This window comes from Segetibacter sp. 3557_3, from assembly GCF_004354985.1.
Lineage (GTDB): Bacteria > Bacteroidota > Bacteroidia > Chitinophagales > Chitinophagaceae > Segetibacter.
In genome coordinates this window covers 187453-213851 of record NZ_SMSK01000006.1, presented here as the reverse complement: position 1 = coordinate 213851, position 26399 = coordinate 187453, and the positions used below count along the sequence as shown (strand labels likewise).

24 protein-coding genes are annotated in these 26399 nt (G+C 44.5%); 8 read left to right on the top strand and 16 right to left on the bottom strand.

Annotation, left to right across the window (positions count from 1 at the left end; translation table 11 throughout):
• Positions 1 to 2: 2 nt before the first annotated feature.
• The gene (locus EXU57_RS11945; protein ID WP_243745581.1) at positions 3 to 251 is read right to left on the bottom strand and encodes a SemiSWEET transporter; all 249 of its coding nucleotides are present in this window, start codon (positions 249 to 251) and stop codon (positions 3 to 5) included.
• Between the two features lie 564 nt (positions 252 to 815).
• Between EXU57_RS11945 and EXU57_RS11940 the strand changes: the two genes are divergently transcribed.
• From EXU57_RS11940 to EXU57_RS11930, 3 genes are read left to right on the top strand one after another with little or no spacing between them, the layout of a single operon-like run.
• Positions 816 to 1151, top strand: a complete 336-nt coding sequence (locus tag EXU57_RS11940; RefSeq protein ID WP_133268437.1) for a YtxH domain-containing protein — start codon at positions 816 to 818, stop codon at positions 1149 to 1151.
• 46 nt (positions 1152 to 1197) lie between these two features.
• Positions 1198 to 1551, top strand: coding sequence for a phage holin family protein (locus EXU57_RS11935; RefSeq protein ID WP_133268436.1), 354 nt, complete (start codon positions 1198 to 1200; stop codon positions 1549 to 1551).
• Positions 1548 to 1937, top strand: coding sequence for a hypothetical protein (locus tag EXU57_RS11930; RefSeq protein WP_133268435.1), 390 nt, complete (start codon positions 1548 to 1550; stop codon positions 1935 to 1937). The genes EXU57_RS11935 and EXU57_RS11930 overlap by 4 nt, the downstream gene beginning before the upstream one ends.
• 97 nt (positions 1938 to 2034) lie before the next feature.
• On the opposite strand, the gene EXU57_RS11925 is transcribed toward EXU57_RS11930, so the two are convergent.
• Together EXU57_RS11925 and EXU57_RS11920 are read right to left on the bottom strand one after the other, a co-directional pair.
• A complete protein-coding gene (locus EXU57_RS11925; protein ID WP_133268434.1) occupies positions 2035 to 2283 on the bottom strand; it encodes a hypothetical protein in 249 nt (82 codons plus the stop codon).
• Between the two features lie 9 nt (positions 2284 to 2292).
• Positions 2293 to 3393: a DNA topoisomerase IB gene (locus EXU57_RS11920; protein WP_133268433.1), complete on the bottom strand. Its 1101-nt coding sequence runs from the start codon at positions 3391 to 3393 to the stop codon at positions 2293 to 2295.
• A gap of 388 nt (positions 3394 to 3781) precedes the next feature.
• Here EXU57_RS11920 and EXU57_RS11915 point away from each other — a divergent pair, with 388 nt between their 5' ends.
• Positions 3782 to 5239: an NAD-dependent succinate-semialdehyde dehydrogenase gene (locus EXU57_RS11915; RefSeq protein ID WP_133268432.1), complete on the top strand. Its 1458-nt coding sequence runs from the start codon at positions 3782 to 3784 to the stop codon at positions 5237 to 5239.
• Between the two features lie 49 nt (positions 5240 to 5288).
• Here the strand turns inward: EXU57_RS11915 and EXU57_RS11910 are convergent, their stop codons facing one another.
• From EXU57_RS11910 to EXU57_RS11880, 7 genes are all read right to left on the bottom strand, one after another.
• Positions 5289 to 5645 carry a DUF6970 domain-containing protein gene (locus EXU57_RS11910; protein ID WP_133268431.1) on the bottom strand — a complete coding sequence of 119 codons (357 nt, stop codon included), beginning with the start codon at positions 5643 to 5645 and terminating at the stop codon, positions 5289 to 5291.
• Positions 5646 to 5913: 268 nt separating this feature from the next.
• Positions 5914 to 7719, bottom strand: coding sequence for an AMP-dependent synthetase/ligase (locus tag EXU57_RS11905; protein ID WP_243745580.1), 1806 nt, complete (start codon positions 7717 to 7719; stop codon positions 5914 to 5916).
• A gap of 74 nt (positions 7720 to 7793) precedes the next feature.
• Positions 7794 to 8072 carry a 2TM domain-containing protein gene (locus tag EXU57_RS11900; RefSeq protein WP_133268430.1) on the bottom strand — a complete coding sequence of 93 codons (279 nt, stop codon included), beginning with the start codon at positions 8070 to 8072 and terminating at the stop codon, positions 7794 to 7796.
• A 79-nt stretch (positions 8073 to 8151) separates the two neighbouring features.
• Positions 8152 to 9384, bottom strand: a complete 1233-nt coding sequence (locus EXU57_RS11895; protein WP_133268429.1) for a DUF1015 domain-containing protein — start codon at positions 9382 to 9384, stop codon at positions 8152 to 8154.
• A gap of 491 nt (positions 9385 to 9875) precedes the next feature.
• Positions 9876 to 10946 carry a 3-phosphoserine/phosphohydroxythreonine transaminase gene (gene serC, locus EXU57_RS11890; RefSeq protein ID WP_133268428.1) on the bottom strand — a complete coding sequence of 357 codons (1071 nt, stop codon included), beginning with the start codon at positions 10944 to 10946 and terminating at the stop codon, positions 9876 to 9878.
• Positions 10947 to 11023: 77 nt separating this feature from the next.
• Positions 11024 to 11992: a zinc dependent phospholipase C family protein gene (locus EXU57_RS11885; protein ID WP_133268427.1), complete on the bottom strand. Its 969-nt coding sequence runs from the start codon at positions 11990 to 11992 to the stop codon at positions 11024 to 11026.
• Positions 11989 to 12642: a DUF502 domain-containing protein gene (locus tag EXU57_RS11880; RefSeq protein ID WP_133268426.1), complete on the bottom strand. Its 654-nt coding sequence runs from the start codon at positions 12640 to 12642 to the stop codon at positions 11989 to 11991. Before EXU57_RS11880 ends, EXU57_RS11885 begins: the two co-directional genes overlap by 4 nt.
• Before the next feature lie 314 nt (positions 12643 to 12956).
• Between EXU57_RS11880 and EXU57_RS11875 the strand changes: the two genes are divergently transcribed.
• The 4 genes from EXU57_RS11875 to EXU57_RS11860 all read left to right on the top strand — a co-directional run bounded on the left by EXU57_RS11875 (position 12957) and on the right by EXU57_RS11860 (position 19903).
• Positions 12957 to 13580, top strand: coding sequence for a TetR/AcrR family transcriptional regulator (locus EXU57_RS11875; protein ID WP_133268425.1), 624 nt, complete (start codon positions 12957 to 12959; stop codon positions 13578 to 13580).
• The gene (locus EXU57_RS11870) at positions 13577 to 14968 is read left to right on the top strand and encodes a TolC family protein (protein ID WP_133268424.1); all 1392 of its coding nucleotides are present in this window, start codon (positions 13577 to 13579) and stop codon (positions 14966 to 14968) included. The genes EXU57_RS11875 and EXU57_RS11870 overlap by 4 nt, the downstream gene beginning before the upstream one ends.
• A 33-nt stretch (positions 14969 to 15001) precedes the next feature.
• Positions 15002 to 16213, top strand: coding sequence for an efflux RND transporter periplasmic adaptor subunit (locus EXU57_RS11865; protein ID WP_133268423.1), 1212 nt, complete (start codon positions 15002 to 15004; stop codon positions 16211 to 16213).
• A gap of 117 nt (positions 16214 to 16330) precedes the next feature.
• Complete coding sequence (locus tag EXU57_RS11860; protein WP_133268422.1) at positions 16331 to 19903, top strand: efflux RND transporter permease subunit; 3573 nt, start codon at positions 16331 to 16333, stop codon at positions 19901 to 19903.
• Between the two features lie 395 nt (positions 19904 to 20298).
• On the opposite strand, the gene EXU57_RS11855 is transcribed toward EXU57_RS11860, so the two are convergent.
• The 6 genes from EXU57_RS11855 to EXU57_RS11830 form a co-directional block, all read right to left on the bottom strand.
• Complete coding sequence (locus tag EXU57_RS11855; protein ID WP_165958116.1) at positions 20299 to 20925, bottom strand: phosphatase PAP2 family protein; 627 nt, start codon at positions 20923 to 20925, stop codon at positions 20299 to 20301.
• Positions 20903 to 22477 (bottom strand): ArnT family glycosyltransferase, encoded by a 1575-nt coding sequence (locus tag EXU57_RS11850; RefSeq protein ID WP_133268420.1) that lies wholly within the window; start codon positions 22475 to 22477, stop codon positions 20903 to 20905. The genes EXU57_RS11855 and EXU57_RS11850 overlap by 23 nt, the downstream gene beginning before the upstream one ends.
• A 123-nt stretch (positions 22478 to 22600) precedes the next feature.
• Positions 22601 to 22999 carry a hypothetical protein gene (locus tag EXU57_RS11845; protein WP_243745579.1) on the bottom strand — a complete coding sequence of 133 codons (399 nt, stop codon included), beginning with the start codon at positions 22997 to 22999 and terminating at the stop codon, positions 22601 to 22603.
• A gap of 61 nt (positions 23000 to 23060) precedes the next feature.
• The gene (locus tag EXU57_RS11840; RefSeq protein WP_133268419.1) at positions 23061 to 24167 is read right to left on the bottom strand and encodes an NAD(P)/FAD-dependent oxidoreductase; all 1107 of its coding nucleotides are present in this window, start codon (positions 24165 to 24167) and stop codon (positions 23061 to 23063) included.
• A gap of 209 nt (positions 24168 to 24376) precedes the next feature.
• Complete coding sequence (gene sucD / locus EXU57_RS11835; RefSeq protein ID WP_133268418.1) at positions 24377 to 25249, bottom strand: succinate--CoA ligase subunit alpha; 873 nt, start codon at positions 25247 to 25249, stop codon at positions 24377 to 24379.
• 333 nt (positions 25250 to 25582) lie between these two features.
• Positions 25583 to 26389 (bottom strand): family 16 glycosylhydrolase, encoded by an 807-nt coding sequence (locus EXU57_RS11830; protein ID WP_133268417.1) that lies wholly within the window; start codon positions 26387 to 26389, stop codon positions 25583 to 25585.
• Positions 26390 to 26399: the final 10 nt, after the last annotated feature.

Here is a 26399-nt window from a genome sequence, read left to right as displayed (position 1 = left end):
GACTATTTATATTTTAAGCGAAGAACCACTGTGGTTATATTCAACAATAATGAAAATGCATTTGTAACAATGATGGGCAGATCTTCACGTAAGATTCCATAGTAGATCCAAAGTGCTACTCCGAGCATTAATATAATTAACATCATGATGGATACGTCTTCAGCCTTCTTTTCCCGGATAATCTTAATTACCTGTGGCAGTAGGGAAGAGGCTGTTAAAATACCGGCGATTATTCCAATGGTTTGGGTCACATAAATGATTTAAAAGAAAAACGAGGTACTCAGTCTAACTGTTAAATTCATTCCATGAATGAGGGCTGCGACCTGTTCAACATCTTCCGCAATACGCCGCGTACTTCACAGGATTATGTTCTTGGTCGTATACAGGTTTACCCTACTTAGAGTACCTCAAGGTAAGTGTCGGGGGCCGTGCCAATTGAAGTGCACGTACACATACTTGTTCCTATTCGAAATTGTCGGCTCTTTTTCTGTGGTACCGATGCGCGCTTAAGTACGTTTAGTTTGCGTGTATCAAGTACCAACAACTGGTTTTTTTAAACCGGCAGACTGCACTCTTTAATCTAACATGAAATGAATTCCGTAGATTGTTACCTTAGTCAGCCACTTATCCCTTTCGATTATAAACTACTCCGAAAGGGATCGGTGGGAAAAATATTCCCCAAGGCATATTGGCTCTCAATGCTTTAATAATGAGAATAGAATATAATTTTATTTAATACGGATGGCACCGTTTTTTTAAAACATGATTTTGAAAACCGTGATTGAATATTCACTTAACACTAAAAACCATCTATTATGAATTCAGGATCAAAAGTTTTATTAGGCGTACTTGCCGGAGCAGCTGCAGGCGCTATACTCGGAGTTTTATTTGCACCCGATAAAGGAACCGAAACAAGAAGACGTCTTAACGAGGGTGGTCGCGATGTAGCCTCAAACCTGAAAGACAAGTTTTCTGATCTTGTTGACGGTATTGCTGATAAGTATGAGGCGGCGCGCGAAGGTGCTTCTGACCTGATAGAAAAGGGCAAGCAAAAAGTTGGACTTTCAACAAACCAGGGTGGTGTTGCCGGTTCAACAGGTGGATCATATGACACCGGAGGAAACACAGGAGGCCCATCTTACACTTCTTAATCAGCTTCTTTTACAACACGTTCCCGGTGATTATTAAATATTTTGTATGAATAACCAGTTTAATGTAGTGGAGTCGCTGATAGGCAATTCTAAAGAATATGTTGAAACCCGTTTTAACTTACTCAAACTTAAATTAGTTGATAAGTCATCTGACCTGGTTTCAACGGTACTTACTTTCATACCCCTGATTGTAATTGGTTTATTGGTTTTTTTCCTTTTAAATATTGGAATTGCACTATTAATTGGCGATCTTCTGGGGAGAGCTTCGTGGGGGTTTTTAGTTCTAACGGGTATTTACATAATCATCGGGTTTATTTTATATTCAGGTCGCAATAAGCTGATAAAAGTTCCTTTTGCTAATATGCTCATTCGCAAATTTTTAAAAAATACAAAAATATGAATCCAATTAGCAATGTAGGAGAACTAAAGCAAGCAATTGCTGACCTGGAAAAAAGAAAAACCAGCCAGGAAGTAGTGATCAAGGAACAATTTGCTTTATCGAAAAAAGCGTTGAAGCCGGCGAACGTTCTTAAAAATACTTTTGCAAGGGTATCAGAAATACCTGAGGTGAGAAGAACGATGATCAACACCATTATAGGTTTCGGACTTGGATTTTTGTCGAAGAAAACGGCCAAGTTTTTATCTGAGGACTCTTTGAACAATATGGTTACTAAACTTGTTGATTATAGCGCAGATCATGCGCGGCAAAGTAACCCAGAAGGACTGTTTTCCAAGAGCATACATTTCGCACGACTGGCTTTAAAAGAAGAAGTGCTGACTAAATAGACTATTCTTAAATCAACATAAACGATGGGCCACCTTTTGAAGGGTGGCCCTTTTGTTTACCTGTAAAATTATGACGAGCGTTAAGGAAGGTCAACCGCTATGCACTTTGTTGCATTTCAGTAAGTGCCTGGATCAAATTCTCGAGTAGTTCTGGTTCGAGGTCTGGCGCCATTGCATTTCCGTCCCGTAATAAAGACCAGTCACCATTATCATCACAATAAATTCTAAAATTGATGTAGTCTTTTAGTTCAACTTCGTATGTCCAGCCCGAGTAATCTTCTTCCGGCCAAACTGTTCCTTCAATAAGGGCTCCTTTGTACTTAAATGTCAGGTCTAAGGGTTCCATGGCAATCGTTTAATTTGATTTGAGAATACGCATCAATATCTTTTCTTCACTTGTAAGATCGGACTTGTTATCGTCTTTTTCTATTTCATCTAACCTGTTTACGTATTTGTCGAGCGTATTCGTTTCGTACAAAGAGATAATCATAGGATGAACATAATATTTTTTGCAAACTGTCCGGGTATTTCCCAACAGTTTAGATACAAGGTCGAGTGCGGCAACAACGTTCTTTTTCTGATCTGCCTGCTTTTCCGAGAAACCTAATTCCTTTAATGCCAAAAGGGCCTGAACCGTACCTGACCAGGTTCTGAAGTCTTTAGCAGTAAACTCGCCACCACAAATATTTTTTATATAGTTGTTTACCATTCCCGAGTCTATGCCCTGCCGTTTACCCTCATCATCAATGTACTGGAACAGTTCTTTACCCGGGATATCCTGGCATTTCTTTACAATTTTAGACAGGCGTTTGCTTTCTATGTTGATATCGTGATAAACGCCTTTTTTACCTTTGAACGAGAACGTAATTCCACTCCCTTTTATTTTAACGTGTTTGTCCTTCATGGTTGTTAAACCATAGGAGCCATATATCTTTTCATATGAGCCATTACCGATTCTAATATTGGTGCGCTCCATTAAACTAACAACAGTAGCTAAAACTTTCTCCTGTGGTAAACCAGGGAGAGCAAGGTCTTTTTCCAGCTGTAATCGAAGCGAAGGAAGAACAGTGCCAAAATCGTAAAGCCGGTAGAACTTGGTATGATTCCGTAGGGCATTCCAAAGTGGATGATACTTGTACTGTTTTCTGCCCCTTACATCTATACCGGTAACGAGCAGATGTCCGTTATGCCTCTTACATATCCATACATTCTCCCACGCTGGTGGTATCACGAGCTTTTTTATTCTTAGAAGTTCGGCTTCATCATCTATCTTCTCATCCTGGTAAACGTATTCGAAACCGTCGTTCGTCTTAACACGCATGATGCCCGGTTCGGTATCATTAACATATACGAGGTTTACAGCAGCAGCAGTTTTCGCGGCATCCCTGATTAAGGATTTAATCTTTCGTCTTGGGATCTGTGCGATTGGATCTTCGGGTTGAGTGGAGCTGAGCATTTTGGGATATATAATGTATTAGAGATCGAAAAACCATACCGGATTTTACATGATGAAATACCCTATTTTTAGTTAACGCAGTTTACTTGTATCAGTGAAAGATTGAAACATGTAATCACTTCATCACTTTTGACAACTTTAATAAGTGTGTTAATGAGAGGATATCTGAGCGATGCCTTTTTCTTCAGATTTGCATACATTGTTTCCGGCTAGTATGTACAACGAACCAACCTATATTTTGTTTATATTTCCTCACCACGTTTCTGATGGCAGATTTCTATAGACCCACCTGCCAGTGTACGGGGCTTTAACTCTATCCTGGAATTCAAGAGGTAAAAGCCGTGGTAATTCATTCGTGAGCATTCAAATGTGAACTAAAACGAGAACTATGCAACTTAATAATGGATCCCTGCTTCAATGCCTGGCATTCATCAATAATCAGTGGAACACAACATCTGATGATAAATACTTTGAAGTGTTCAACCCGGCTAACGGTGAACTTGTAGCGAATGTTGCAGATTGCGGCCCGCTGGAAGCACAGTCGGCTATCGAAGCCGCTTCAGCTGCGTTTCCCATGTGGAGTAAAAAGACAGCATACGAGCGTGCAACGATCATGCGCAGGTGGTTTAATCTACTGCATGAGAATGCTGATGATCTTGCCTTGCTGATGACCACTGAACAAGGAAAGCCATTAACAGAAGCAAGAGGGGAAGTAATATATGGTGCATCGTTTATCGAGTGGTTTGCCGAGGAGGGGAGGCGAGTATATGGCGACGTGATTCCAACACCCTTAAACGACAGGAGAATTCTTACGTTAAAACAACCTGTCGGAGTGGTAGCAGCAATCACACCCTGGAACTTCCCGATTGCCATGATCACGAGAAAGATATCACCTGCGATTGCAGCCGGTTGCACTATTGTGCTAAAGCCAGCATCACTAACACCTCTCTCAGCGCTCGCCATTGCACAATTATCTGTCGAAGCTGGATTTCCGCCAGGGGTTATTAATATAGTTCCATCCAGTGCCGCTGCAGAGATCGGCAAAGTACTTACTACCCACCCTCGTGTGATGAAGCTATCATTTACAGGCTCAACCGAAACGGGAAAAACGCTAATGCAACAAGCTGCATCAACAGTAAAAAAGATATCTCTTGAACTTGGAGGAAATGCTCCGCTAATTGTTTTTGACGATGCAGATGTTCAGCAGGCGGTTACGGGAGCTATTAAAAGTAAGTACCGCAATGCGGGTCAAACTTGTGTATGCACCAATCGCATATTTGTACAAAGCGGAATTTATCATTCTTTTGTATCGGCTTATTCAAAAGCAGTAAGCGAATTAAACGTTGGCGAGGGTACCCGCACGGACGTGCAGATAGGTCCGCTGATAAACGGGAAGGCCTTGTCGAAAGTGACCCGGCTTTTAGATGATGCCGTAAGTCATGGTGCGCGGGTTACAACAGGTGGTCACGTACACACTGCGGGTGAGTTTTTTTTCGAACCAACTATTGTTGAAGATTGTACAGCAATGATGGCCCTAAGCCGCGAAGAGATATTTGGGCCGGTATCCGCTATCTACAGATTTGAAACTGAAGCCGACGCTATTGCAGCTGCAAATGATACCGAATACGGCCTTGCAGCCTACTTCTTTTCCAAGAATATTGACCGTATATGGCGGGTTGCCGAGAGCCTGGATTATGGCATTGTTGGAATAAATGAAGGCATTGTGTCACACGCTGAGGCACCCTTTGGGGGCATGAAGCAAAGTGGGATCGGCCGGGAGGGAAGCAAATACGGGATAGAAGAATACCTTGAAATTAAGTATGTATGCATGGGCGGCCTTGTCTAGCACCCATGCATACGCAACTTCTCTTAGCATTCGGCTACCCGGCATTATGCTAAGGCTTGGTCCATACAATTCTTATTAGTTCGGCGTTCTCGTAAAATGGATCACCATTACATAGATTTACTGATGGCCCGCCAAAGCCACCAACTGAACACAAAGGTTTGCAATCGTCAGACCTGATGTCTGTAGAGCCATCGGCGATGATCCGGTAATCGGGTTCAAATGCATATACGATTTTGCCCTGGTAACGGTATTCCGTTACTTCTCCCACAGACCAGTTTGGGTTATTTTCATTGTTCTGTATATCTGCTTTAATACAGGCAGGCAAGTCGACGGGCAAGTTGGTTTTTCGACACGATGATGTTACGCAAAGGAGGCAGGCTGCCAGGATGATTAAGTAAGGTTTCATAAAGGGTTTTTCAGCGCTTGACATGCGCTGTTTCTGTACCGTTGCATCAGGTACAGAAATCCCGGATAATTTAAGAAATATTTGCAGACACTTGACTCAGAGGAAAACAAAGGCTCAGCAACCCTGTTCAACAGGATTATAGCTTTAGTAATTAAGCTGAAGCATGTTGCAACAAAGCACCCTTATTCTTAATTAATCTAAAGCACAGGGATACTTACATTGATTACTTCCTTAGTTACAACAATGCTATCGGTTGTTGGGAAAACTGCTACTGATGTATAGGCGTCTCCTGGTAGATCCGCTCTAATGCGTTCCGATATTTTTCCATGATCACCTTTCTTTTCAGGCTCATTTTAGGTGTCATCTCACCCGTATCTATGCTCCACTCCTGCGATAACAGTTCAAATTTTTTGATCTGTTCAACATGATTGAAGTATTTGTTGAAGCTTTCAACAAGTTCCAGATAGTAGTTAATTACTGCAGGGTGGTGTATGGCTTCTTCGGCAGAAGTAAAAGGGATATTGTTATTGCGCATCCATTCCCGCAGCATTGGAAACGATGGTACAATCAAGGCACCCACAAACTTTTTTTCTGCACCAACAACAATTACCTGCTCAACAAAAGGGCTCTCTTTTAACTTATTCTCGATTGGTTGAGGTGCAACGTATTTACCACCGCTTGTTTTAAAGAGTTCTTTCTTACGGTCGGTTATTTTCAAGTAACGACCGGAGTCCCAAACACCGATATCACCGGTATGCAGCCAGCCGTCAATTAAAACTTCGCTCGTCAGGTCAGGACGTTTGTAGTAGCCGGCCATCACCGTTGGGCCTTTAACGAGGATTTCGCCGTCTTCGGCAAGTTTGACTTCTACGCCATTGATCGGCGGGCCCACGGTTCCAAATTTAGTATCTGTAGGAGGGTTTCTCCGGTTTACACATATTACCGGGCTGTTTTCGGTTGGTCCGTAACCTTCGTAAACAGGTATTTTTGCAGCGTTGAATATCCTGAGCAACTTAATTTGGCAGGCAGCACCGCCTGTAATGATGAAGTCTATTCTTCCACCAAGTGCTTCGCGCCACTTGCTAAAGATAAGTTTGTTAGCCAATGCTAACTGTGTTTTGTACCATATACCGCCACTCTCGAGGTTATCGTATTTTTCTGCAAGCGCAACCGCCCAGTAAAACAGCTTGCGCTTGACGCCTGTGAGATCATTGCCCTTAAGCATGATCTTTTCAAAAACTTTTTCGAGCAAACGCGGAACGGTCGTAAAACCATCGGGTTTAACTTCTTTTAGATTATCGCCAATCGTTTCCAGGCTTTCGGCGTAGTAAATACTAATACCGCTGAACAGGTATATATAGCTAACCATTTTTTCGAAAATATGGTTTAGCGGTAAAAAACTGAGCACTTTAGAGGTCGGTGAGTCCGGAAACCTAAAACTGTCTTTTGAGAAATACACGTTTGTGTATATGTTCTCGTGGCTAAGCATTACGCCTTTTGGTGTTCCTGTAGTGCCTGATGTATAAATTATAGTAGCGATGTGACTTGGAGGTATTGCGCTTTTTAGTTCGTCGACCTTAGCTGGATCAGCACCTGGTTGCTTTAAAATACTTGTCCAGTGCAGAGCTCCTTCAATTTCATCGAAAGTGAAAACGTTTTGTAAAGAAGGTATCCGGTCACTAACCGTTTGAACCTTATGCAGGAGATCGATACTGCTGACGAAAATATATTTAACTGCCGCATCTTTTAGAATAAACTCCAGTTCAAGCGGGTTAGTGGTGGGGTAAATGGGAACCAGGATACCGCCGGTTTGCTGAACGGCCAGGTCGGTAAAGATCCATTCAGGCCGATTGTTGCTGATAATAGCAACCTTATCTGCACCTTCGGTTGTCATGTCGTTGCCACTCACACCCAGTGCAAACAGGCCGGCACTAAATGCATTAACGGTATCTCTAACCTCAGATGTACTGTAACTGGTCCATGTGCCATTGATTTTAGCGGCCAGCATATCCGTTTTAGGGAAGTTCTGCATTTGGTGTTCTATACAATCGAATAGCCTTTTAACTTTCATCATACGCAAACAGGGTTAAAACACAATAGATAAACAATCAACAGGATAACGGGCAGTGGCTGATCGCCAGATCCACTTCAGCGATTTTCGTTCTTAAGCTGGTCGAATTCTTTGTCTACAAGGTCGCTTTTTGTGCCATAGTAAGCATGAAAGTATTGCCGTGCAACACTAAAGCCCCATAGTATCATCACCCAAAACGGCCAGGGGAAGCCTTTCAGTCGCCTTTCAGGATCTGAAGTTAGCCACCATATACACCACAAGAGTGTATTTACGATAAGGTAGGAGTACAATGATCTTCGGAATTCTGCTCTTCGCCTTGCAACCTTCCACAACCGTGCATCGTGTTGATCATCCATAATAGTAAAATTACGAACATCAAAATAGCACAAATGAACTGAATAAAAAAGCAATTGACGGGCAGTCGAAAATAGTTGATCAGCCAATCAGGTGCGTCAGTAACCCGTCGCGGAGTTTAGGTTCGAACCAGGTGCTTTTGGGTGGCATTACGTTTCCACTATCGGCAATGTCGAAGAGCTGGTCGATGCTTACAGGGAATAGTGAGAATGCAACTGCGCCGTCGCCTTGCTTTACTCTTTTTTCCAGTTCAGCAAGTCCCCGTATACCGCCAACAAAGTCGATCCGTGTATCAGTGCGCGGGTCTTGTATGTTTAGGATTTCAGCAAGCACATTGTCCTGGAGGATCGTAACGTCGAGCACGCCGATCGGATCAGTTTTAATGATCCCGGGTTTTGCGGTGAGCCTGTACCATTCACCATCGAGGAACATTCCAAATTGGTGAAGCTGACCAGGTTTAACCGCCTTATTGCCGGCTGGTTCTATCGTAAACTTCTCTTCTACCTTACGCAGAAAGTCCTCCTTTGAATGTCCGTTAAGGTCTTTTGCAACACGGTTATAGTCCATGATGTAAAGCTGGCTTGATGGAAATAGTGTTGTAAGGAAAAAGTTGGCACCTTCCTTAGCGGCTGCTCCAAGATGTTTGCGAACCTGTGCTGCCGATGCTGCCCGGTGATGACCATCAGCAATATAGGTATGCGGAACGGAGGAGGCAAACAAATCGGTAATCTGCGCGATTGTAGCGGTATCATTCACCACCCAGATTGCATGTTGTATATTATCGTCGGCCTTGAAGTTGTATATCGGGGTGCGTCCCGCTTTCCAATGCTCAATCAAAGTGTCTATTTCCGATACCTGGCGATATGCCAGGAAGACATTGCCTGTTTGAGCTCCGGTTGTTTTGATGTGGTTAATACGATCCTGTTCTTTTTCAGGACGTGTGAATTCATGCTTTTTGATGATATTGCTCTCATAATCGTCTACTGAACTTACACAAACCAAACCTGTCTGGCTCCTGCCATCCATTACCAACTCATAAATGTAGTAGCATGGCTTACTTTCCCTGAACAGGATGTTACGTTGTACAAATGCATCAAGGTTCTGCCTTGCCGTATCGTAAACAACCTGGCTATGGATATCTGTATTTTCAGGAAGGTCTATTTCGCTTTTGGTGATGTGTAAAAACGAGAAGGAATTACCCTGCGACTCAACTTTTGCTTCTTTGCTGTTCAATACGTCGTAGGGTTTCGAAGCAACCTTCGGCGCCAGTTCGGCTGCGGGCCTGAGTGCTTGAAAAGGAGAAATCTTTGCCATCAAAAATAATTATTGAACCCGCAAGATACTAAATGCGGTTTCATGTTGCCCTGCTGTTAGTAATTGTAGTTTTTGTTGCAGATGAATGGGGATGACCCGGAGGGAAAGTTGCAGGTAAGCCCAGGTAGTGTAGCTATAACTTAAAACTGGTATAGGCGTAAATATAATTCGCCAGATTTACAAGAGTTAGTACGAAAAGTCACGAAACCTGTTCTGTCATTGGCAGGATGTAAGTGGTTGCACTCATCGCAATAGGCAAGTGAAAATCCTCATGGAATAGCTCATTCCTTTAAGCATGCGAGGGCCTTGCTGAGTAGTATTGTTGACGCTGAAGTGAGTGACACAACCGGAGCCCAAAAGTGTTCCTGAAGCTGGTGCCAAAAAAAAGATCCCATCAGGGTTGCGCAGCCTTACCATTGCACTCACATTCTATTAAAGTGCAAGCTGTACTGCTTGTATGAAAGATTAATTTTACTTACTTTATTTCCTGCTCACCCGTGCTGCGATGCAAAGGCCTTCATAGCGTCGCACACTACCTGTACGCTGGATAGTGGCAAAGCATTATAAAGCGAAACCCTGAAACCACCAACGCTCCTGTGCCCTTTTATGCCATATAGGTTAAGGCTCTTGCAATAGTCGATGAACAGCTTTTCTAAACCGGGATCCTTCATCACAAAAACGGCATTCATTTTACTCCTGTCTTCCCTTGCGACAGGACCGGTGAACTGCGGAAGACTATCAAGTGTATCGTAAAAAAAGGATGCTTTCTCATCGTTGATAGCTTCCATAACTTTTACACCACCGAGGTCCTTTAACCATTGCAGGGTAAGCATGCTTACGTATATGGCAAACACCGGCGGTGTATTGAGCATAGAGCCATTCGCAATATGGTTGCGGTAATCCATAATTGTAGGCAACTTACGGTCTACCTTACCAAGAATGTTTTTATTTACCACCAGCAAGTTAACACCCGCTGCACCCATGTTTTTTTGTGCGCCTGCGTAAATAAGGTCAAACGCATTAAAGTTTAATTCACGACTAAATATGTCGCTGCTCATATCGGCAACTAACGAAACACCATTGCTTTCAGGTATGTGCTGCCATTGCGTGCCTTCTACGGTATTATTGGTGGTGTAGTGGAGGTATTTAGCATTATGAGGAACGCTGAAAGTTTTTGTTATGTAGGTGTGGTTTTTATCGGCTGATGAAGCAACCACGTCAACGTTTCCAAACAGCTTTGCTTCTTTTATTGCTTTGGATCCCCAAATGCCATTGTCGATGTATGCTGCTGTTTCATTAGTGTTGAGCAGGTTCATAGGCACCTGCATAAACTGTGTGCTTGCACCCCCGTGCAGGAATAAGACCTCGTGGTCGGCGTCGAGGTTCATCAGTTCTTTTACCAGTGAAACAGCCTTATGCAAAATACCTTCAAATAACGGCGTGCGATGACCAATCTCCAGAATGGAAAGGCCTGTATCATCGATGTTGAGAATGGCTCTTGCTGCCTGTTCTAAAACAGCCTGTGGTAAAATTCCGGGACCTGCATTGAAATTGTGGACCATAGTAATTATTGAGGGCGCAATTTAGGTAATAATAATTTTTGCAACCTTCAAGGGTGGCGCAATTGACTTCAACCCGTTTAATCGTTTTCGGTGCGACCCCTGGCAGGGTTGTTCCGCCATGCACGATTAAGCGAATCAAATTCGCTTATTTCGCTTGCCGTAAAGCTAACATCAGTCAGCTCTTTAAGGTCGGGTTGACCCGCATTTACCCAGGCTGTATACCACAGCGAGGCTACGGACCGGATGCTTTCACGCATCCGGGTTTCAACCATGTTTTCCAGCTTTTTGTTATAGGCTATAGAAAAAGCGGCCGAGTACTGGCGGATAAGTTTTCCATTGCGATCCTCAAAGGCAAACTTTTGGTCTCCGGGAAACTCCTTTGTTAAGCTTGCTTCGGCCTGCAATACCTGTTGTGCCAATGCAGCACTTTCGAGCACCCGGCTCCAGGTAAAAGCAGGAACGTTTTCGATATATATGGCTTTGCCAATGATAAAGTCGAATGTCGTTTCTGCCAGCAGTTCCGGTATTCTTCCTTCCCAAAACGCGTGTATACCTTTCTGCCCGGTTAGTTGTCCATCGTGATTTTGGGTAGCATGCAAAGGCACGTGGGCGTCGGCTACATAGTGTGCAAGATCGGCGGCAGTTTTAAGAATCTTAGCCCCGTTCTTTTCTTTGAAAGCGTTAGTTAACCGTTGCACCATGATGTTGATCCACCAGGGAACAATCCCTTTTGACTGAAGGGTGTCAAGGGTATATTTTGCAATAGCATCCTCCCACTTCCTGGGCAAGGCATCATAGGGATACGGCCCATAGTAATCAATATCGATGTAGTGCCTTGGGGCCTCTTCGGCAACTACGTAACGTCGTTTGTCGGCGTCGGTGGCGTGGTCGCTCAGGAAGCGGATATGGGGTTTAAACATTACCATCATCTCGGGCGGCAATAAAAAAGCGGCATAATAGTTTATTCGCTGATGTGCAAAAAAGCCCCAGCAATAACTGTTTATATAACAACAGCAAAGCAGGCAAATAAGCACTAGCCGCTTCATACCTGCACCTTATTTTCAACCTCAGTTACGCCACCACTTACGGCAAACTTCATGGCATCCCCCGAAGAGATTTCATCCATCAAACGGATCTTATCGCGCGGTACAACATATACGATTCCACTTATCGCATAGGAATGCGGAACATATACTGCGGCATGACCGGGCAAACCCAAGGCACTGCATTCAACCTGTGTCATAAAGCCCATCCTCCAAACATCTGAACCATCGACATTTACCATTACAGGTTTGTCGAACTTTCGCTTGTTACCGGCAAAAGCTTCCATAAAGTCTTTTACGGAAGAATAGATAATCTTTATCCCGGGTGTTCGCTCAAGCAAGTGACCGAAGAAGTCGACAATTTTTCCGACTATATACGATGATGATATATAGCCTACGGTGATCACAATTACCACAACCAGCACAAAGCCGAGCCCGGGTATTTTGTAGGGACGACCGGAATCATCCAGGCCAAATAACCCAGGGAAAAGACGGTAAAGCAGGTTTGGTAAAAGGTTGTCAACGTAACCAAACAAAGAAAGCACTGCCCACAGTGTAATTGTAATGGGAGCAAGGATGATCAGGCCCTGTAGAAAGTACTGCAGGATTTTTCGCCAGTCCCATGGTGGTTGAAATCTTGAAAAATCAGTCATAGAAAAACGAACTTGGATTATGCGATGGTTAGAGGGTTGCTGATGTAAGTTAATTCGCAGGATGCAAACTATGCGCTTGAATTTTCCCCTTTGGGACACGTTAATTGCTCAAAGAACTAATGCATACGTGTGGCGAGTTAGTGTTGTTGACTAACTGCTAGGCACATAATTTAGGATGGCCTTAAACAACATTATTGCCGTTGTAAACCAGATCAACCTCCTTTTACCGTTCATAACAAATATTTGCCGCATAAACATTTGGAAACTTTGGCTACGTAAACAGTTTCCGTAGTTTTACCCCTGACTTCCCGATTATGGATACAAGGCAACGCATTTTAGAAAAAGCGCTCGAGCTGTTTAACAAGTTTGGTATCAGGCGCGTAACAATGGATGAGATTGCCAGCCAGGTGGGCATGAGTAAAAAGACCATTTACCAGGTGTTTGTCGACAAGGATGAGTTGGTAGATGCGGTAATTGGCGTGCACATTACAGATAACAAATGCCGTTGTGAACTTGACCGGCAAAAAGCCGACAACGCGATCCACCAGGTTTTCCTGGCAATGGATATGACCCAGGAGATGTTCTCAAAAATGCATGCAGGCATACTATACGACTTGCAGAAATTTCACCCGAACACCTTTAACCGGTTTGCCGAGTTCAGGGATCGTTACCTGTACACCATTGTTGATGATAACCTAAAATGGGGGATTGAAGAGGGTCTATACAGGGAAGACATGAACCTCGACGTAATCATCAAAATGCGTTTAACTACCATGTTTCTCCCGTTTAACCAGGACATATTTCCATCGCATAAGTACAACCTGGCTGACGTGGAGAAAGAAACCTTTGAACATTTTATGTTCGGCGTGGCTACAATAAAAGGCCATAAGCTGATCGATACATACAAACAAGAAAGATTAAAAAATACCAAACAATGAGGAAGCAGTTCAGAATATTTTCCTTTTTACTTCTGCTGGTCGCAACCTCGGGCTACCGATCGACGGCCCAGACACGTTACGACTTAACCGTTCGCGAGGCAGTAGAGCTCGCATACAAAAACGTAATTGAACTAAAGAATGCCCAACTTGATTACCGTATCCAGGAAAGTGTAAACAAAGAAACGGTTGGCAGGGCACTTCCACAGGTTTCTGCGAACCTGGGAACCCAGTACTTTCTTCAACTGCCGCTGATCCTGTTTCCCAATGCTGCCGATGCAGGGATATACAATGTGCTGGTAAAAGAGAAGTTGCTACCCGCGGGAACCGTAATTCCAACACCAAGTTTACAGGCGGTGAGTTTTCAGCAACCCTGGAACCTTGCTGCAAGTGCATCACTGCAGCAATTGCTTTTTCAGCCTGATGTATTCGTGGGCTTGCAGGCCCGGCAAACCGCGCTCGATCTTTCTGCATCACTGGTGGAGCAAACTAAAGAGCGGGTAAAAGACTCGGCCTACAAACGGTACTATGCTATCCTCATCGCGCAAAAACAATCCTACTTTTTAAACGAAAGCATCAAGCGCCTGGAAAAACTTTACCACGACGACTCGGTATTGTATAGCAATGGCTTTGCAGAAAAGCTGGATCTCGACAGGGTGCAGGTACAATTGATCAACCTGAGAACAACTGCCAATCTTGTTGAAACAGGGGTTAAGTTGTCGTATGCAGCATTAAAGTTTGCCATTGGTTTAACCCAGGCCGATACGGTTGTACTAAAGGAAGAACTCACGAATGAAACAATTAAGGAAGATGTGCTCGACGACAGTTTTAAGTACGAGGATAGGGTAGAAATTCAAACACTTGGGTACACAAGAAGACTGCAGGAATTAAATGTAAAAAGGTACCGGCTTGGATATCTGCCAACTGTTGCACTAACCGGCAACTACTCGATAAATGGTTTGGGACAGAAATTTTTTACCAGCAAAGAAACACGTTGGTTAAAGAGTTCCTACGTGGGCGTTAATATCAACTTACCCATCTTCGATGGTTTTCAACGCAGAGAAAAAGTTCGCCAGGCCCAATTCGATGTGGATAAACTGGATAATAACATCAACCTGACTAAACAAGGAATCGACCTTCAACAAGTTGTAACAAAAGAAAGTTTTAAAAGTGCATTATTGAATCTTGACGCACAACAACGCAACATGCAGCTTGCTGAAACCGTGTACAATACCACGAAGAAAAAATTTGAACAGGGTCTTGGCTCGAGCTTCGAAGTATTGCAAGCTGATTCGGACTGGCAAACTGCACAAGCCAACTATTTCAATGCCCTCTACAATGCAATAATCTCCCGCATAAGTTATAAAACAGCGCTGGGAAAACTTGAATAACAATAACATCAGCCAACCATAAATTACCTCTATATGCGATCGACAATAAACTTATTTTTTGCTTCCGTAATTACGCTTTCGTTGCTTGCCTGCGGAGCGAGTCAGAAAGAAGAAAAGGCAGATCTCTCCGACAAGAAAGCCCAACTTGAAAAGCTGCGAAAAGAGCAGTCGAATACCAGTCTTGAAATTCAGAAACTGGAAAGCGAGATTGCCACCCTCGATCCGGAAGCGGCTAATGCTGCACAGGCAAAGCTGGTGGTACTGGATACGATAGGGCAGGAAACCTTTACCCATTATATCGACCTGCAGGGCAAGGTGGATGCGGAAAACATTTCTTACATCACACCCCGCGGAATGGGCGGACAGGTTAGAGCCATCTATGTAAAAGAAGGTGATGCCGTAAAAAAAGGCCAGTTGCTGTTGAAACTCGACGATGCAATTCTTCGCCAGCAGGTTGTTACTGCAAGACAATCCATGGGGGCCACCCGTGCACAACTTGAACTCGCACGTAGTTTATACCAACGCCAGAAAAATGTTTGGGAACAAAACATTGGTACGGAAGTGCAGGTGCTGCAAGCCAAAACCCAGGTAGAGGCACTGGAAAACAATCTGAAAACACAACAGGAAAATGTTCGTGCAGCCGAAGAACAATTAAGAACAACATCTGTGGTAAGTAATGTAAGTGGTATTGCAGAAGAAGTAAACATCCATGTAGGGGAAACTTTTACCGGCGCACCAATGCAGGGCATTAAGATCGTAAACAACAGTAGCCTGAAGGTGGTAACCGATATTCCTGAAAATTACCTTGCCCGGGTTTCAAAGGGCACCCCCGTGGTAATTACCGTTCCCGATATCAATAAAACTTACAATTCTACCATCTTCTATGTAGGCCAGTCGATCAATGCAAGTTCACGTGGATTTACGGCTGAAGCAAAAATACCCAGCGACAAAAACCTGAAGCCAAACCTGACGGCAACAATACGGATACAGGATTACAAGAAGGCAAATGCGGTGACTGTTCCGGTGAATACATTGCAAACTGATGAAACCGGCAAGTTTGTTTATGTGGCGAAAAAGGAGGGAAAAAATCTTGTTGCACGTAAACGAAGTGTACAAATAGGTGAACTCTACAGTGGCGAACTGGAGATTAAAGATGGTTTGCAACAAGGCGACGTAATTGTAACGGAAGGATTTCAAAACCTCTACGATGGTCAGTTGCTTACAGTAAGTACTGCTGCACCTTAGCATTTATAACAAAGCAGCTTTTCCATTGCATCTACGTGTGCAATGGAAAGAGTATCGCGTGCACGTTCACAAAAACCAAACGTATCGTGGTGAATACCATGGTATAAAACTTCATGTATGAGCGCATTAGAACATTTAAGAACAAAGTTCAAGGAGTTCGGACCTACTACCTGGTCGATAAAAAATAAGACATCAATTTACCTGCTGATCATTTTTGTCTCACTTGCAGGTGTTTACCAGTTTGCAACCCTGCCTAAAGAACAATTCCCCGACATCGTTATCCCGACGATTTACGTGCAAACGGTTTATGTGGGTAACTCTCCACGGGACATGGAGAACCTCGTAACCCAGCCGATTGAAAAGCAAATCAAGGGTATCACCGGTGCCAAGATCAACAAAATCAATAGTACTTCTATCCAGGATTTCTCTGCCATCATCGTAGAGTTTAGTACCGACATCGACGTTGATGTGGCCTTGCAGAAGATGAAGGACGCCGTTGACAAAGCCAAGAAAGACTTGCCTACCGATCTTACCCAGGAGCCCAACGTTCAGGAAGTCAGCTTTAGTGAGCAGCCGATCATGTTTGTGAATGTAAGCGGCAATTACGACATGGTTAAGCTAAAGCAATACGCCGATGACCTGCAGGATGAACTGGAAGAACTATCACAGATTACCAGGGTCGACATTGTTGGTGCACCTGAAAGAGAGTTCCAGATCAACGTCGACAACTTTAAAATGCAAAATGCAAACATCACCTTTGATGATATTGCGGGAGCTGTTTCGCGGGAAAATGCTGATATCTCCGGTGGCTTGCTAGAAGTGGGCAACATGAAACGAACCCTGCAGTTAAAGGGGCAGTTTAAAACGGCATACGATATCCAACAAATCATTGTAAGAAACACAACCGGCGCACCGATCTATCTAAAAGATGTTGCGCAGATACTTGATACCGTAAAGCAAAATGAAAGTTATGCGCGGCTAAATGGTAAAAACGTTGTTACACTCAACGTAATTAAAAGGGCCGGAGAAAACCTGATCGAAACCTCTGATGATGTTAAGCGAACCGTTGAGGAAATGAAAAGGGATAAGTTCCCGCGCAACCTTGACGTGGTGATTACCGGCGACCAGAGTAAGGCTACCCGCACATCGTTCAACGACCTGGTAAACTCCATAGTCATTGGTTTTATCCTTGTATTGTTGATCCTCATGTTTTTTATGGGTTTAACCAATGCCTTTTTCGTAGCGTTATCTGTGCCGCTTAGTATGTTCGTTGCCTTTATGTTCCTGCCGGCCGCCGACCTCATCACCGGTTCCCATGTTACGCTGAACTTTATGGTGCTGTTTGCCTTGTTGTTCGGCCTGGGTATCATCGTGGATGACGCTATCGTGGTCATTGAAAATACACACCGGATTTTTGTTGAAGGCTCAGGCAGAATATCGCCGACAATATCGGCTCGTATGGCTGCCGGTGAAGTTTGGATACCCGTTCTTGCGGGCACACTGACAACGCTTGCACCGTTTTTTCCGTTGTTATTCTGGCCGGGCATCATTGGTAAGTTTATGATTTACCTGCCTACGATGCTGATCTTTACACTTGCAGCTTCGTTGATTGTTGCCTTTATCATGAACCCCGTGTTCGCAGTGGATTTCATGAACCATCCCGACGAGTCCGGCGTGAAGAGGAAGTCGGGCATATTCCGGAAACCCGGCTTTTGGATCCTTGTTGGAGCAGGCATTCTTTTCGATATTCTGGGTGTAACCTTCCTGGGTAACCTGTTGCTCTTTTTTGCACTGCTTGTATTGCTGAACGTATATGTGCTCGACGATCTGATCCATAAGTTTCAGAACAAAGCATTGCCCGCAATTATGGCTCGTTACGAAACCCTGTTGCGCTGGTCGCTCGTGGGTTGGAGGCCCGTTCATTTACTGCTTGGTACGGTTGGTTTGTTTGTCTTGTCGCTGTTCGTATTCATATTACGTGGTGTGCCCGTAGTGTTCTTCCCAAAGGCCGATCCCAACCAGATATATGTTTACATTAAGCTGCCGGTAGGTACCAATGTTGATTTTACCGACTCGGTAACAAGGGTGCTTGAAAAGCGGGTTATGAAGGTGCTTAACATGGAGAATGGTCGTCAGAATCCGCTGGTAGAAAGTTTGATTTCGAACGTCGCTATCGGGGCATCCGATCCGAGCAGTGGCGACCGCAGTACCCGTGCTGAACTTGGCCGCTTACAGGTTTCGTTTGTAGAATTTGAGAAGCGACATGGTAAAAACACAACCCCTTACCTCGACTCAATTCGCAATGTAACCCGTGGTATCGTGGGTGCGGCAATTTCAGTAGACCAGGAACAGGGTGGCCCGCCAACGGAACCACCGGTGAACATCGAGGTATCAAGCGACGACTTTGATCACCTGACCAAAACCGCGGTTGATCTTAAAAACTACCTCGACAACAGACAGATCCCTGGCGTAGAAGAACTAAAGATGGATGTCGACCTGACCAACCCCGAGATCACTTTGACCATCGATCGCGAGCGTGCTTTAAGTGCAGGTGTATCAACAGGCCAAATTGGTATGCAGTTGCGTACCGCCCTGTTTGGAAGGGAGGTGTCAAAGATTAAAGAAGGTGAAGATGAATATAAAATACAATTGCGCAATCTCGAGGTGCAACGCCAGAGCTTACCGGATCTGTTGAATATGCGGGTGGTGTTTCGGGATATGGCAAGCGGACAGGTGAAGCAGGTTCCGATCAGCTCATTGGTGAAGGTAGATTATACGAGCACCTATGGCAGCATCAAACGTAAAAACGTAAAGCGTGTGATTACCCTGTATTCCAATGTTACCAGTGGCTTTACCCCAACCGATGTAAATGAAAAACTGGGTGCTGCAATTGGCGACTTCAATAAGATATATGAGGATACATCCATCAGTCAAACGGGCGAGGGTGCACAACAGGCGGAGACCGGTGCCTTCCTGTTCAAAGCCCTATTGATCGCACTTGCACTCATCCTCTTTATCCTGGTACTGCAGTTTAATTCTGTAAGCAAGCCAGTGATCATCCTAACGGAAATTCTCTTTAGCGTTATCGGTGTGTTGCTCGGTTTCGCCATCACCGGTATGGAAGTGAGCGTGGTAATGACCGGTATCGGTATCGTCGGTCTTGCGGGTATCGTGGTTAAAAACGGTATCCTGGTAATTGAGTTTGCCGATGAGTTGCGGGCCCGTGGAATGAAAACCCGTGAAGCTGTCATCAAAGCCGGTAAAACACGTATCATCCCGGTAATGCTCACTGCCCTTGCTGCTATCCTTGCATTGATCCCATTGGCTATCGGTTTCAACATCAACTTCATCACCATGTTCTCCGAGTTAAATCCGAACATCTTCTTCGGAGGTGATAGTGCCAGGTTCTGGAAACCGCTGTCTTGGACAATCATCTTTGGACTGTCATTCGCATTTTTCATGACGCTGATTATTGTGCCTGCGATGTACCTGATTGCGGAACGTTTGAAACGACCCATGCGTAAAGATTTCGGCGGTACCTGGGTTAGCATGATGGGCATTCCGCCATTAACTTTTCTCTTTATCCCCATGATGGTATATGCAGCCATCCGTCAACGCCAAAAAGTTGGAAGACGGTTTAGGAGAATGGGTGGGAAAGCCAGCGAAACCTGGATCCGAAGCTGGTTCTAAAATAACCAACGACACATATATAAGCCACCTGGAAACGGGTGGTTTTTTTTATGGTACCAGCAGGAGATACTTTGGGCGACATCGTTGCCACGCTCGGTTCAAAGGCAGAACAAGGAGGAACAATTAAAAAGTAAAAATTAAAAATGCAAAATTCAAAAATGGGTTCCTGCACAACATGAACCCGGTACGCTGTACTAAACTAGTCATCCCCAGAACCATTCACTTATCAACCAGTCAACCAATCAACTTATCAACAAGTCAACTTATCAACCAATCAACTTTCTTCCCAACCCCTCAATACCCAATACTTTTATACCCACTACTGCTCAACTTATCAACCAATCATCTACCAACTTTCTTCCCAACCCCTCAATACCCAATACCTCAATACCCAATTACCCACCACCATATCGTTTCTGCACTACATACGCCAGGCTAACAGAAAAAATAGCAACAATAATTCCACCGCCGAGATCTAGGGGAAAGTGCTGCCCAAGGTAAACCCTGGAGTAACCTACCAGCACAGCAACAATAAAAGCCAGCACCAGTGTATCTACCCGTTTTACGGTAAGCGCAAACAACAGCACAAAAGTAAAAGCGGTTGCCGTATGACCTGATGGAAAACTGCTGGTAGCGTGTACGGTTACGCCCTGCACAAAGTGCACCTGCGAGAGATCGTCGAATGCTTTTGAGGGGCGAAGTTCGTCCGGAAGGATGAAGTACTTGAAGACCTGCGTAAAGATGGTGGTAAGGGCGAATGAAGCTAAGATGAGGGGCAACAACTGTTTGCGTTTTGTACGAAAGATCCAGATGAGCCAGAGCACCCAAAGGATCCCATCACCCATAAACGTGAAGTACTGGAAAAACAAATCAACTGCTGAGCCGAGATCGGTATTGAGGAGGAGGAAAAACTCTTTTCTACCTATTGCGAATGACAGGTAAAGGATCACCACCGCCAGCAACAACGAAATGCCTGTTGCAACAAAGAATCTCTTGGTGTTAAGGTTTATCGTAGCTCGCATATACAACGGTCGTTGGAGATTCAAAAAGGTCGTGATGAGAAGCAAGCTTTTTGAGCGGCAACTTTTGCAGATCGGCTTCATTGTCCATGCGACTGATTACAACTGCGTCTGGGTTTGCGGCAATGGCATTACGTAAGCTTTCAACGTCGAAAAATTTTTGCACGTTTTGATCGAGGTAGAAATTAAAGCCGGGATTGTAGAGTTTATACGACAACACCACCTTGTACTTTTTTACCGTCGCCAGCGTTTTTGCAACCGGGTTCTGCAGGTACAACACGGGGTACACAATGTGCAGGGCAAGGATATTAAGCAGGCTATATGCTCCTGCAATACGAATGATGCGGAGATAATTCGTGGTGTTGTTCCACCGGAGTAAAGCCGCGATCATAGCAAGCGGGGCAACCAGCAGAAACAAGGCAATTGTGCTTACGCGTGAAGCTTCGTTTTCAGCTTGTATGGCAAAGTAGCCGCCGATAGGTACGGCAAACAATACCACCAGAACAATAAAAAGCGGGTATTTTTTTAAGCCCAAATCACCATTGATCACCTTGCTTAAGTAGTGCCCGATTATGATGGCCGCGAATGGATAACATGGCATCGGGTAGTTCGGGAGTTTTGTGCTCGAAATGGAAAAAAATACCACAAATGCGAGCACAACGATCCCTGCAAACTTAATGAAGTCGTCATCGAAAACCGCCTTTCGTGCTTTTGTCACCTCGCCCAAAAAGGAGGTAAACGGCAGCATGCCGATAAGGACAAACAGTATGGTTACTATAAACAGTCCACCGTGCCCTTCCTGCGGATCCGAAAAACGGTTCAGGTTATGTTCAATAAAAAAGCCTTGTGTCCAGGCCCCATTTGTTGCCTTGTGTACCGCCAGGTACCAGGGGGCTGTTATGGCAGCAATAACGAGCAATGCCAACAACATTTTCCAGGAAAAAACATAGGCCCAATTCTTTCTGAGGATCACCCATACCAGCAGGCATAGTCCCGGTAATGCAAGTGCGACGGGCCCTTTTGCAAGTGTTGCAAGCCCGAATGCAACGGCAGCCAACAACAGGTACAGGAGTTTGCCTTGCTGCAGGTAAGCATAGCCCGTAAAAAGGCCGGCAGCAATAAAAAATATCAGGTAAGGATCGGGTACAGAAAGCCGGAATTCGAATAGGAATTGAGTGGATGCGGCAAGTACAAGTGCAGCACAAAAGCCGGTAAGCGCACCTGTATACTTTTTGCTGAACATAAATGTAAGCAGTACAGTAAGGCAACCAAGCAGGGCAGAAAAGAAACGTGCAGCAAATTCTGATACACCAAACAGTTTATATGCCGTCATCATAAAATAGTAATGCAGTACCGGCTTATCTGTACGCAACTCACCATTAAACGTAGGCACAACCCAATCGTTTCGCTGCAGCATTTCACGGGCACACTGTGCATTTTTTGCTTCGTCCAGAATGTATATCGGAGCTGAACCCAGCTTAAAGAAAAGAATAAAGAAAAGGATGGCCATCAACCATATAAAATGCTTTTGATGGAATGTTTGGTTTGTTTGCAAGTGGGTTTTTTTGCTCGCGGCAAAACTAGTGAAAACAAGCAAGCGCAGTCAGCGTAAATTGAAGACGGGACATGAACGTCAACAGCAAACCGGATGGAAGCCCTGGAGTAGAACAATTGCACCTTATAACGTAACCGGCTCTTCTTTGTGCCTGGGCTTCCAGAGAAGATAATAATATGCCAGCGTCAAAATGCCAAGGGCAAATGGCACAACAGTTAAATCCCGGTAAGTGATACTGCCGGTGAGTATCTTTTCGTCGAATTCATAAAACTCTGTGATCATCCAATAGGAATTAGCGGCTATCCAAAAAACTATGGAAAGGTTGTGGCAGATTTCCGACATGAATTGGCGGGTTCGGTATGCAATGATCACCGCAATTACCAGGGTTGGTACAATCATCGCCAGCCCCAGGGGTTTCCACACCAGGCACCAGCTGATGTCTTTAAATAGCCAGAACACGATATGAAGATTTTCCATTCTTCTAAATGCAACGGGTATCACGTAATTCTCTTCTGCAGCCATGATCTAAAAATAACGGTTTCAAATATTTTTTTACATGCGAATCGCAACCATTGGGAATTTACTAGTTCATCGTGCGGGCAAGTACTTTCGCAAAACGCGTAACGTCGGCATCATGGTATATCGGTGTGCCATTTATCAAGAAATCGGTCAGCTGTTTAGCAAAAAATGGCGTCAGAGAACAACCTTTAGCGCCCATTCCGTTCAGGATTCCAACACTTGGATATCTGGGATGAACCCCGACAAAAGGTCGTCGTTCCATATTGGCTGGTCTTTCTGATGCGAGGTGATCAACGATAGTGTACGGGAGTTTTAACCAGTATTTCAATTGTTCTTCCACTTTTAAGCGCCAGGCAGAGGTGGGCATTAAATCCGTAAACTCCCATTCATAAGTTGAGCCAATCCAAAACAGCCCATCTTCCCATGGAACAATATTAATTCCCTGTTTATAAATGTTGTCGGCAGGCAGGCCGGGAATAGAAACAATCAGCGCTTCACCTTTCATTCGGGTATATGGTAAATTCTTAAAGTAGGGGTTCGTAAAACCCCTAACCCCTTCACAACAGATGACGACTTTTGCGCGTATATCTTTGTATTGTACCTGGCTACTGTCAACTAAGCACTCCTCCCATTCAAATGCTTCTTCCCGCAGGCTGTTTCTTTGCATCAGCATCGTTCGCCATCCCGCGAGTAGCTCGTTAAGGTCCACCAGTAAACATGAACGAATTTCACCTACCCCAAAATGATAGTTGAACAGGGTTGTTAGTGCCTCCTGGTTGCCGGGAATGTGCAGGTAATCTGTTTCTTCAGCAAGTCTTTTTTCAAAAGATTCCTTCATTTGAAGTCCGGGAAAAAAATCAAGTATACTGCAATGTTCAACCAGCCTTGTACCCAGTTCATCTCCGAGCGTAGTATAGGTTTCTAAAGCAAAAGGCAGAAGTTCCTCTATTCGCCAGGTTCGTACTATTCTTCTGCCCGTAACCGGGTTAACTACCCCACTTGCTACTTTCGAAGCAGTAAAGGGCTGCGGCTCATCAATAACAATTACCTTTTTTCCCGCTTTTTGAAGGTTCCAACTCAGCAGGGTTCCACAGATGCCCTGGCCTACGATCAGGTAATCACAATCGGTATAGCCGAGGAAAGTGCTCGGGGAAACAGGTAAATCTTGCATGGGGTATGGCGCTTGAAGATGAACGTAGCGAAGTGCAAAGCACCGGGTTGAAAATAGAAGCAATTGGGCCGGGACAATTCGCTATCGGATGTCAGGATTGCTACACGTGAACTTTGTAGCGGTTGATCATGCCCTCGCAAAGCAAAACCATTATTACAGGAAAACCCGGCTGATTAGCCGGGTTTCGTTATTCTTTAAAGGCAGCAAACTTATTTGATCGCCTGCGCCATTGTCTTTCCAATATCTGCGGGACTGTCCACTACGTGAATGCCGCACTCACGCATGATCTTCATTTTTGCAGCGGCTGTGTCGTCAGCGCCACCAATGATTGCACCGGCATGACCCATCCTGCGACCGGGAGGTGCTGTTTGACCAGCGATAAAACCTACAACGGGTTTTTTGCTTCCGTTTTCTCTTATCCAGTTAGCAGCTTCTGCTTCCATGCCACCACCAATTTCACCAATCATTATAATCCCATCTGTTTCGGGATCGTTCATCAGCAGTTCAACCGCCTCTTTGGTTGTGGTTCCGATGATTGGGTCGCCACCAATACCGATTGCGGTACTGATACCCAATCCCGCTTTAACGGTTTGATCCGCCGCTTCATAAGTAAGCGTACCTGATTTTGACACAATCCCAATACGTCCCGGCTTGAAGATAAAGCCTGGCATAATGCCAACTTTTGCTTCGTCCGCGGTGATTACGCCTGGGCAGTTCGGCCCAATTAACCGGGTTTGTTTGCCAATGAGGTAGTTCTTTACTTTAACCATATCCTGCACCGGAATACCTTCTGTAATGCAAACCACGAGTTCTATTCCCGCATCTGCAGCTTCCATAATAGCGTCTGCGGCAAAAGCTGGTGGAACAAATATGATACTCACGTTAGCACCTGTTTTAGCTACAGCATCAGCTACAGTATTAAAAACAGGCTTGTCGAGATGCGTACTTCCGCCTTTTCCAGGTGTAACCCCGCCTACCAGCTGGGTGCCATATTCTATCATCTGGGAAGCATGAAATGACCCTTCTGTACCGGTAAATCCCTGTACAATAACTTTAGAGTTTTTATTCACTAATACGCTCATGGCAGTCGTTTAAATGTTTTATCCCGATAATTGCCGGGAGCGCAAAAATAAGGTCAAAAACCGAAATGTAAATACTAATTGAAAAATGGCGGGAAAAGAAGATATCGCAGGTTATTTCACCTGAACAAGTGCATATTGGCCATTAACGTTAAAGCAATTAGGCGTGATTTTCAGGAGGTAAATAAATCGGGGTACGGACTAACCGTTCAGCTAACTGTAGATCTTTTCACCAGCTCTTATCATGGCCGATCATCCGGGTCAAAGTCATATGATGCTATCGTGGCGACTCACGCAGATAAGCCAACCAGTAGAATTAGGCGTGCAATTAGAATACTATTTTGTTCGCTTGTAGTACCGGACATAATCAATTTGGTAAACAAGCGGAAAGCTGTTGTAGTCGATAGTTCCACCGCTTTTACCACCCATCGCAAGGTTAAGCAATAAATAATGCGGTCTTGAAAATTGCTGCCATTCAGCTCCAGTCATTTGTGCGGGCGTGTAGGTCACATAATTTACATCGTCAAAGAAAAACCTGATGGCATCATTTTCCCATTCTATGGCATAATTGTGAAAGCCTGCAGTTACATCAGTAGTAACCTGGTATGGTCCAATCATCGGAACGTCTTTGTTTTGATCATTTCCCTTGTGGAGGCTGCCAAAAACATAAGATGGAATATGTCCGAGCCATTCAACAATATCAATTTCACCACAAGCTGGCCAACCAACCGTTTCGCGGTTTTTACCAAGCGTCCATACTGCCGGCCATGCACCTTTACCTGAAGGCATCTTTACACGGGCTTCAATTCTCCCGTACAGGAAATCTACTTTGCCTTTGGTAATTACACTTGCCGACCTGATGGCTTCTTCGCGGTTTTTGTCGTAGGTCGCAGTAATGTGCAACAGGCCGTTTTCTACCCGGCTATTTTCGAGGCTTGCGGCCTTATAGAATTGCTCTTCATTATTGCGAACCTTTCCTGTTTCATAGTCCCAGTTGGTGCTTTTTGGTAAGCCGGAATAATCGAATTCATCAGCCCAAACAAGTTCATAGGCTTTGTCTTTCACGGGGGCTACCGAAGGCGATTTATCGCAACCTGCGAGCAACATCAAACCAAGGGTGAACAGCGATGTAATTTGTTTCATCAGTCGTATT

Excerpts from the sequence above, each read along its gene's own strand:
- EXU57_RS11910 (WP_133268431.1), bottom strand. The coding sequence starts at position 5,645 with ATGAAACCTTACTTAATCATCCTGGCAGCCTGCCTCCTTTGCGTAACA.
- EXU57_RS11840 (WP_133268419.1), bottom strand. The coding sequence starts at position 24,167 with ATGCAAGATTTACCTGTTTCCCCGAGCACTTTCCTCGGCTATACCGAT.
- EXU57_RS11880 (WP_133268426.1), bottom strand. The coding sequence starts at position 12,642 with ATGACTGATTTTTCAAGATTTCAACCACCATGGGACTGGCGAAAAATC.
- EXU57_RS11900 (WP_133268430.1), bottom strand. The coding sequence starts at position 8,072 with ATGGATGATCAACACGATGCACGGTTGTGGAAGGTTGCAAGGCGAAGA.
- EXU57_RS11935 (WP_133268436.1), top strand. The coding sequence starts at position 1,198 with ATGAATAACCAGTTTAATGTAGTGGAGTCGCTGATAGGCAATTCTAAA.
- EXU57_RS11940 (WP_133268437.1), top strand. The coding sequence starts at position 816 with ATGAATTCAGGATCAAAAGTTTTATTAGGCGTACTTGCCGGAGCAGCT.
- EXU57_RS11845 (WP_243745579.1), bottom strand. The coding sequence starts at position 22,999 with ATGGCTGCAGAAGAGAATTACGTGATACCCGTTGCATTTAGAAGAATG.
- EXU57_RS11930 (WP_133268435.1), top strand. The coding sequence starts at position 1,548 with ATGAATCCAATTAGCAATGTAGGAGAACTAAAGCAAGCAATTGCTGAC.
- EXU57_RS11860 (WP_133268422.1), top strand. The coding sequence starts at position 16,331 with ATGAGCGCATTAGAACATTTAAGAACAAAGTTCAAGGAGTTCGGACCT.
- EXU57_RS11895 (WP_133268429.1), bottom strand. The coding sequence starts at position 9,384 with ATGGCAAAGATTTCTCCTTTTCAAGCACTCAGGCCCGCAGCCGAACTG.
- EXU57_RS11920 (WP_133268433.1), bottom strand. The coding sequence starts at position 3,393 with ATGCTCAGCTCCACTCAACCCGAAGATCCAATCGCACAGATCCCAAGA.
- EXU57_RS11830 (WP_133268417.1), bottom strand. The coding sequence starts at position 26,389 with ATGAAACAAATTACATCGCTGTTCACCCTTGGTTTGATGTTGCTCGCA.
- EXU57_RS11875 (WP_133268425.1), top strand. The coding sequence starts at position 12,957 with ATGGATACAAGGCAACGCATTTTAGAAAAAGCGCTCGAGCTGTTTAAC.
- EXU57_RS11855 (WP_165958116.1), bottom strand. The coding sequence starts at position 20,925 with ATGCGAGCTACGATAAACCTTAACACCAAGAGATTCTTTGTTGCAACA.
- EXU57_RS11885 (WP_133268427.1), bottom strand. The coding sequence starts at position 11,992 with ATGAAGCGGCTAGTGCTTATTTGCCTGCTTTGCTGTTGTTATATAAAC.
- EXU57_RS11925 (WP_133268434.1), bottom strand. The coding sequence starts at position 2,283 with ATGGAACCCTTAGACCTGACATTTAAGTACAAAGGAGCCCTTATTGAA.
- sucD (WP_133268418.1), bottom strand. The coding sequence starts at position 25,249 with ATGAGCGTATTAGTGAATAAAAACTCTAAAGTTATTGTACAGGGATTT.
- serC (WP_133268428.1), bottom strand. The coding sequence starts at position 10,946 with ATGGTCCACAATTTCAATGCAGGTCCCGGAATTTTACCACAGGCTGTT.
- EXU57_RS11915 (WP_133268432.1), top strand. The coding sequence starts at position 3,782 with ATGCAACTTAATAATGGATCCCTGCTTCAATGCCTGGCATTCATCAAT.
- EXU57_RS11905 (WP_243745580.1), bottom strand. The coding sequence starts at position 7,719 with ATGATGAAAGTTAAAAGGCTATTCGATTGTATAGAACACCAAATGCAG.
- EXU57_RS11865 (WP_133268423.1), top strand. The coding sequence starts at position 15,002 with ATGCGATCGACAATAAACTTATTTTTTGCTTCCGTAATTACGCTTTCG.
- EXU57_RS11870 (WP_133268424.1), top strand. The coding sequence starts at position 13,577 with ATGAGGAAGCAGTTCAGAATATTTTCCTTTTTACTTCTGCTGGTCGCA.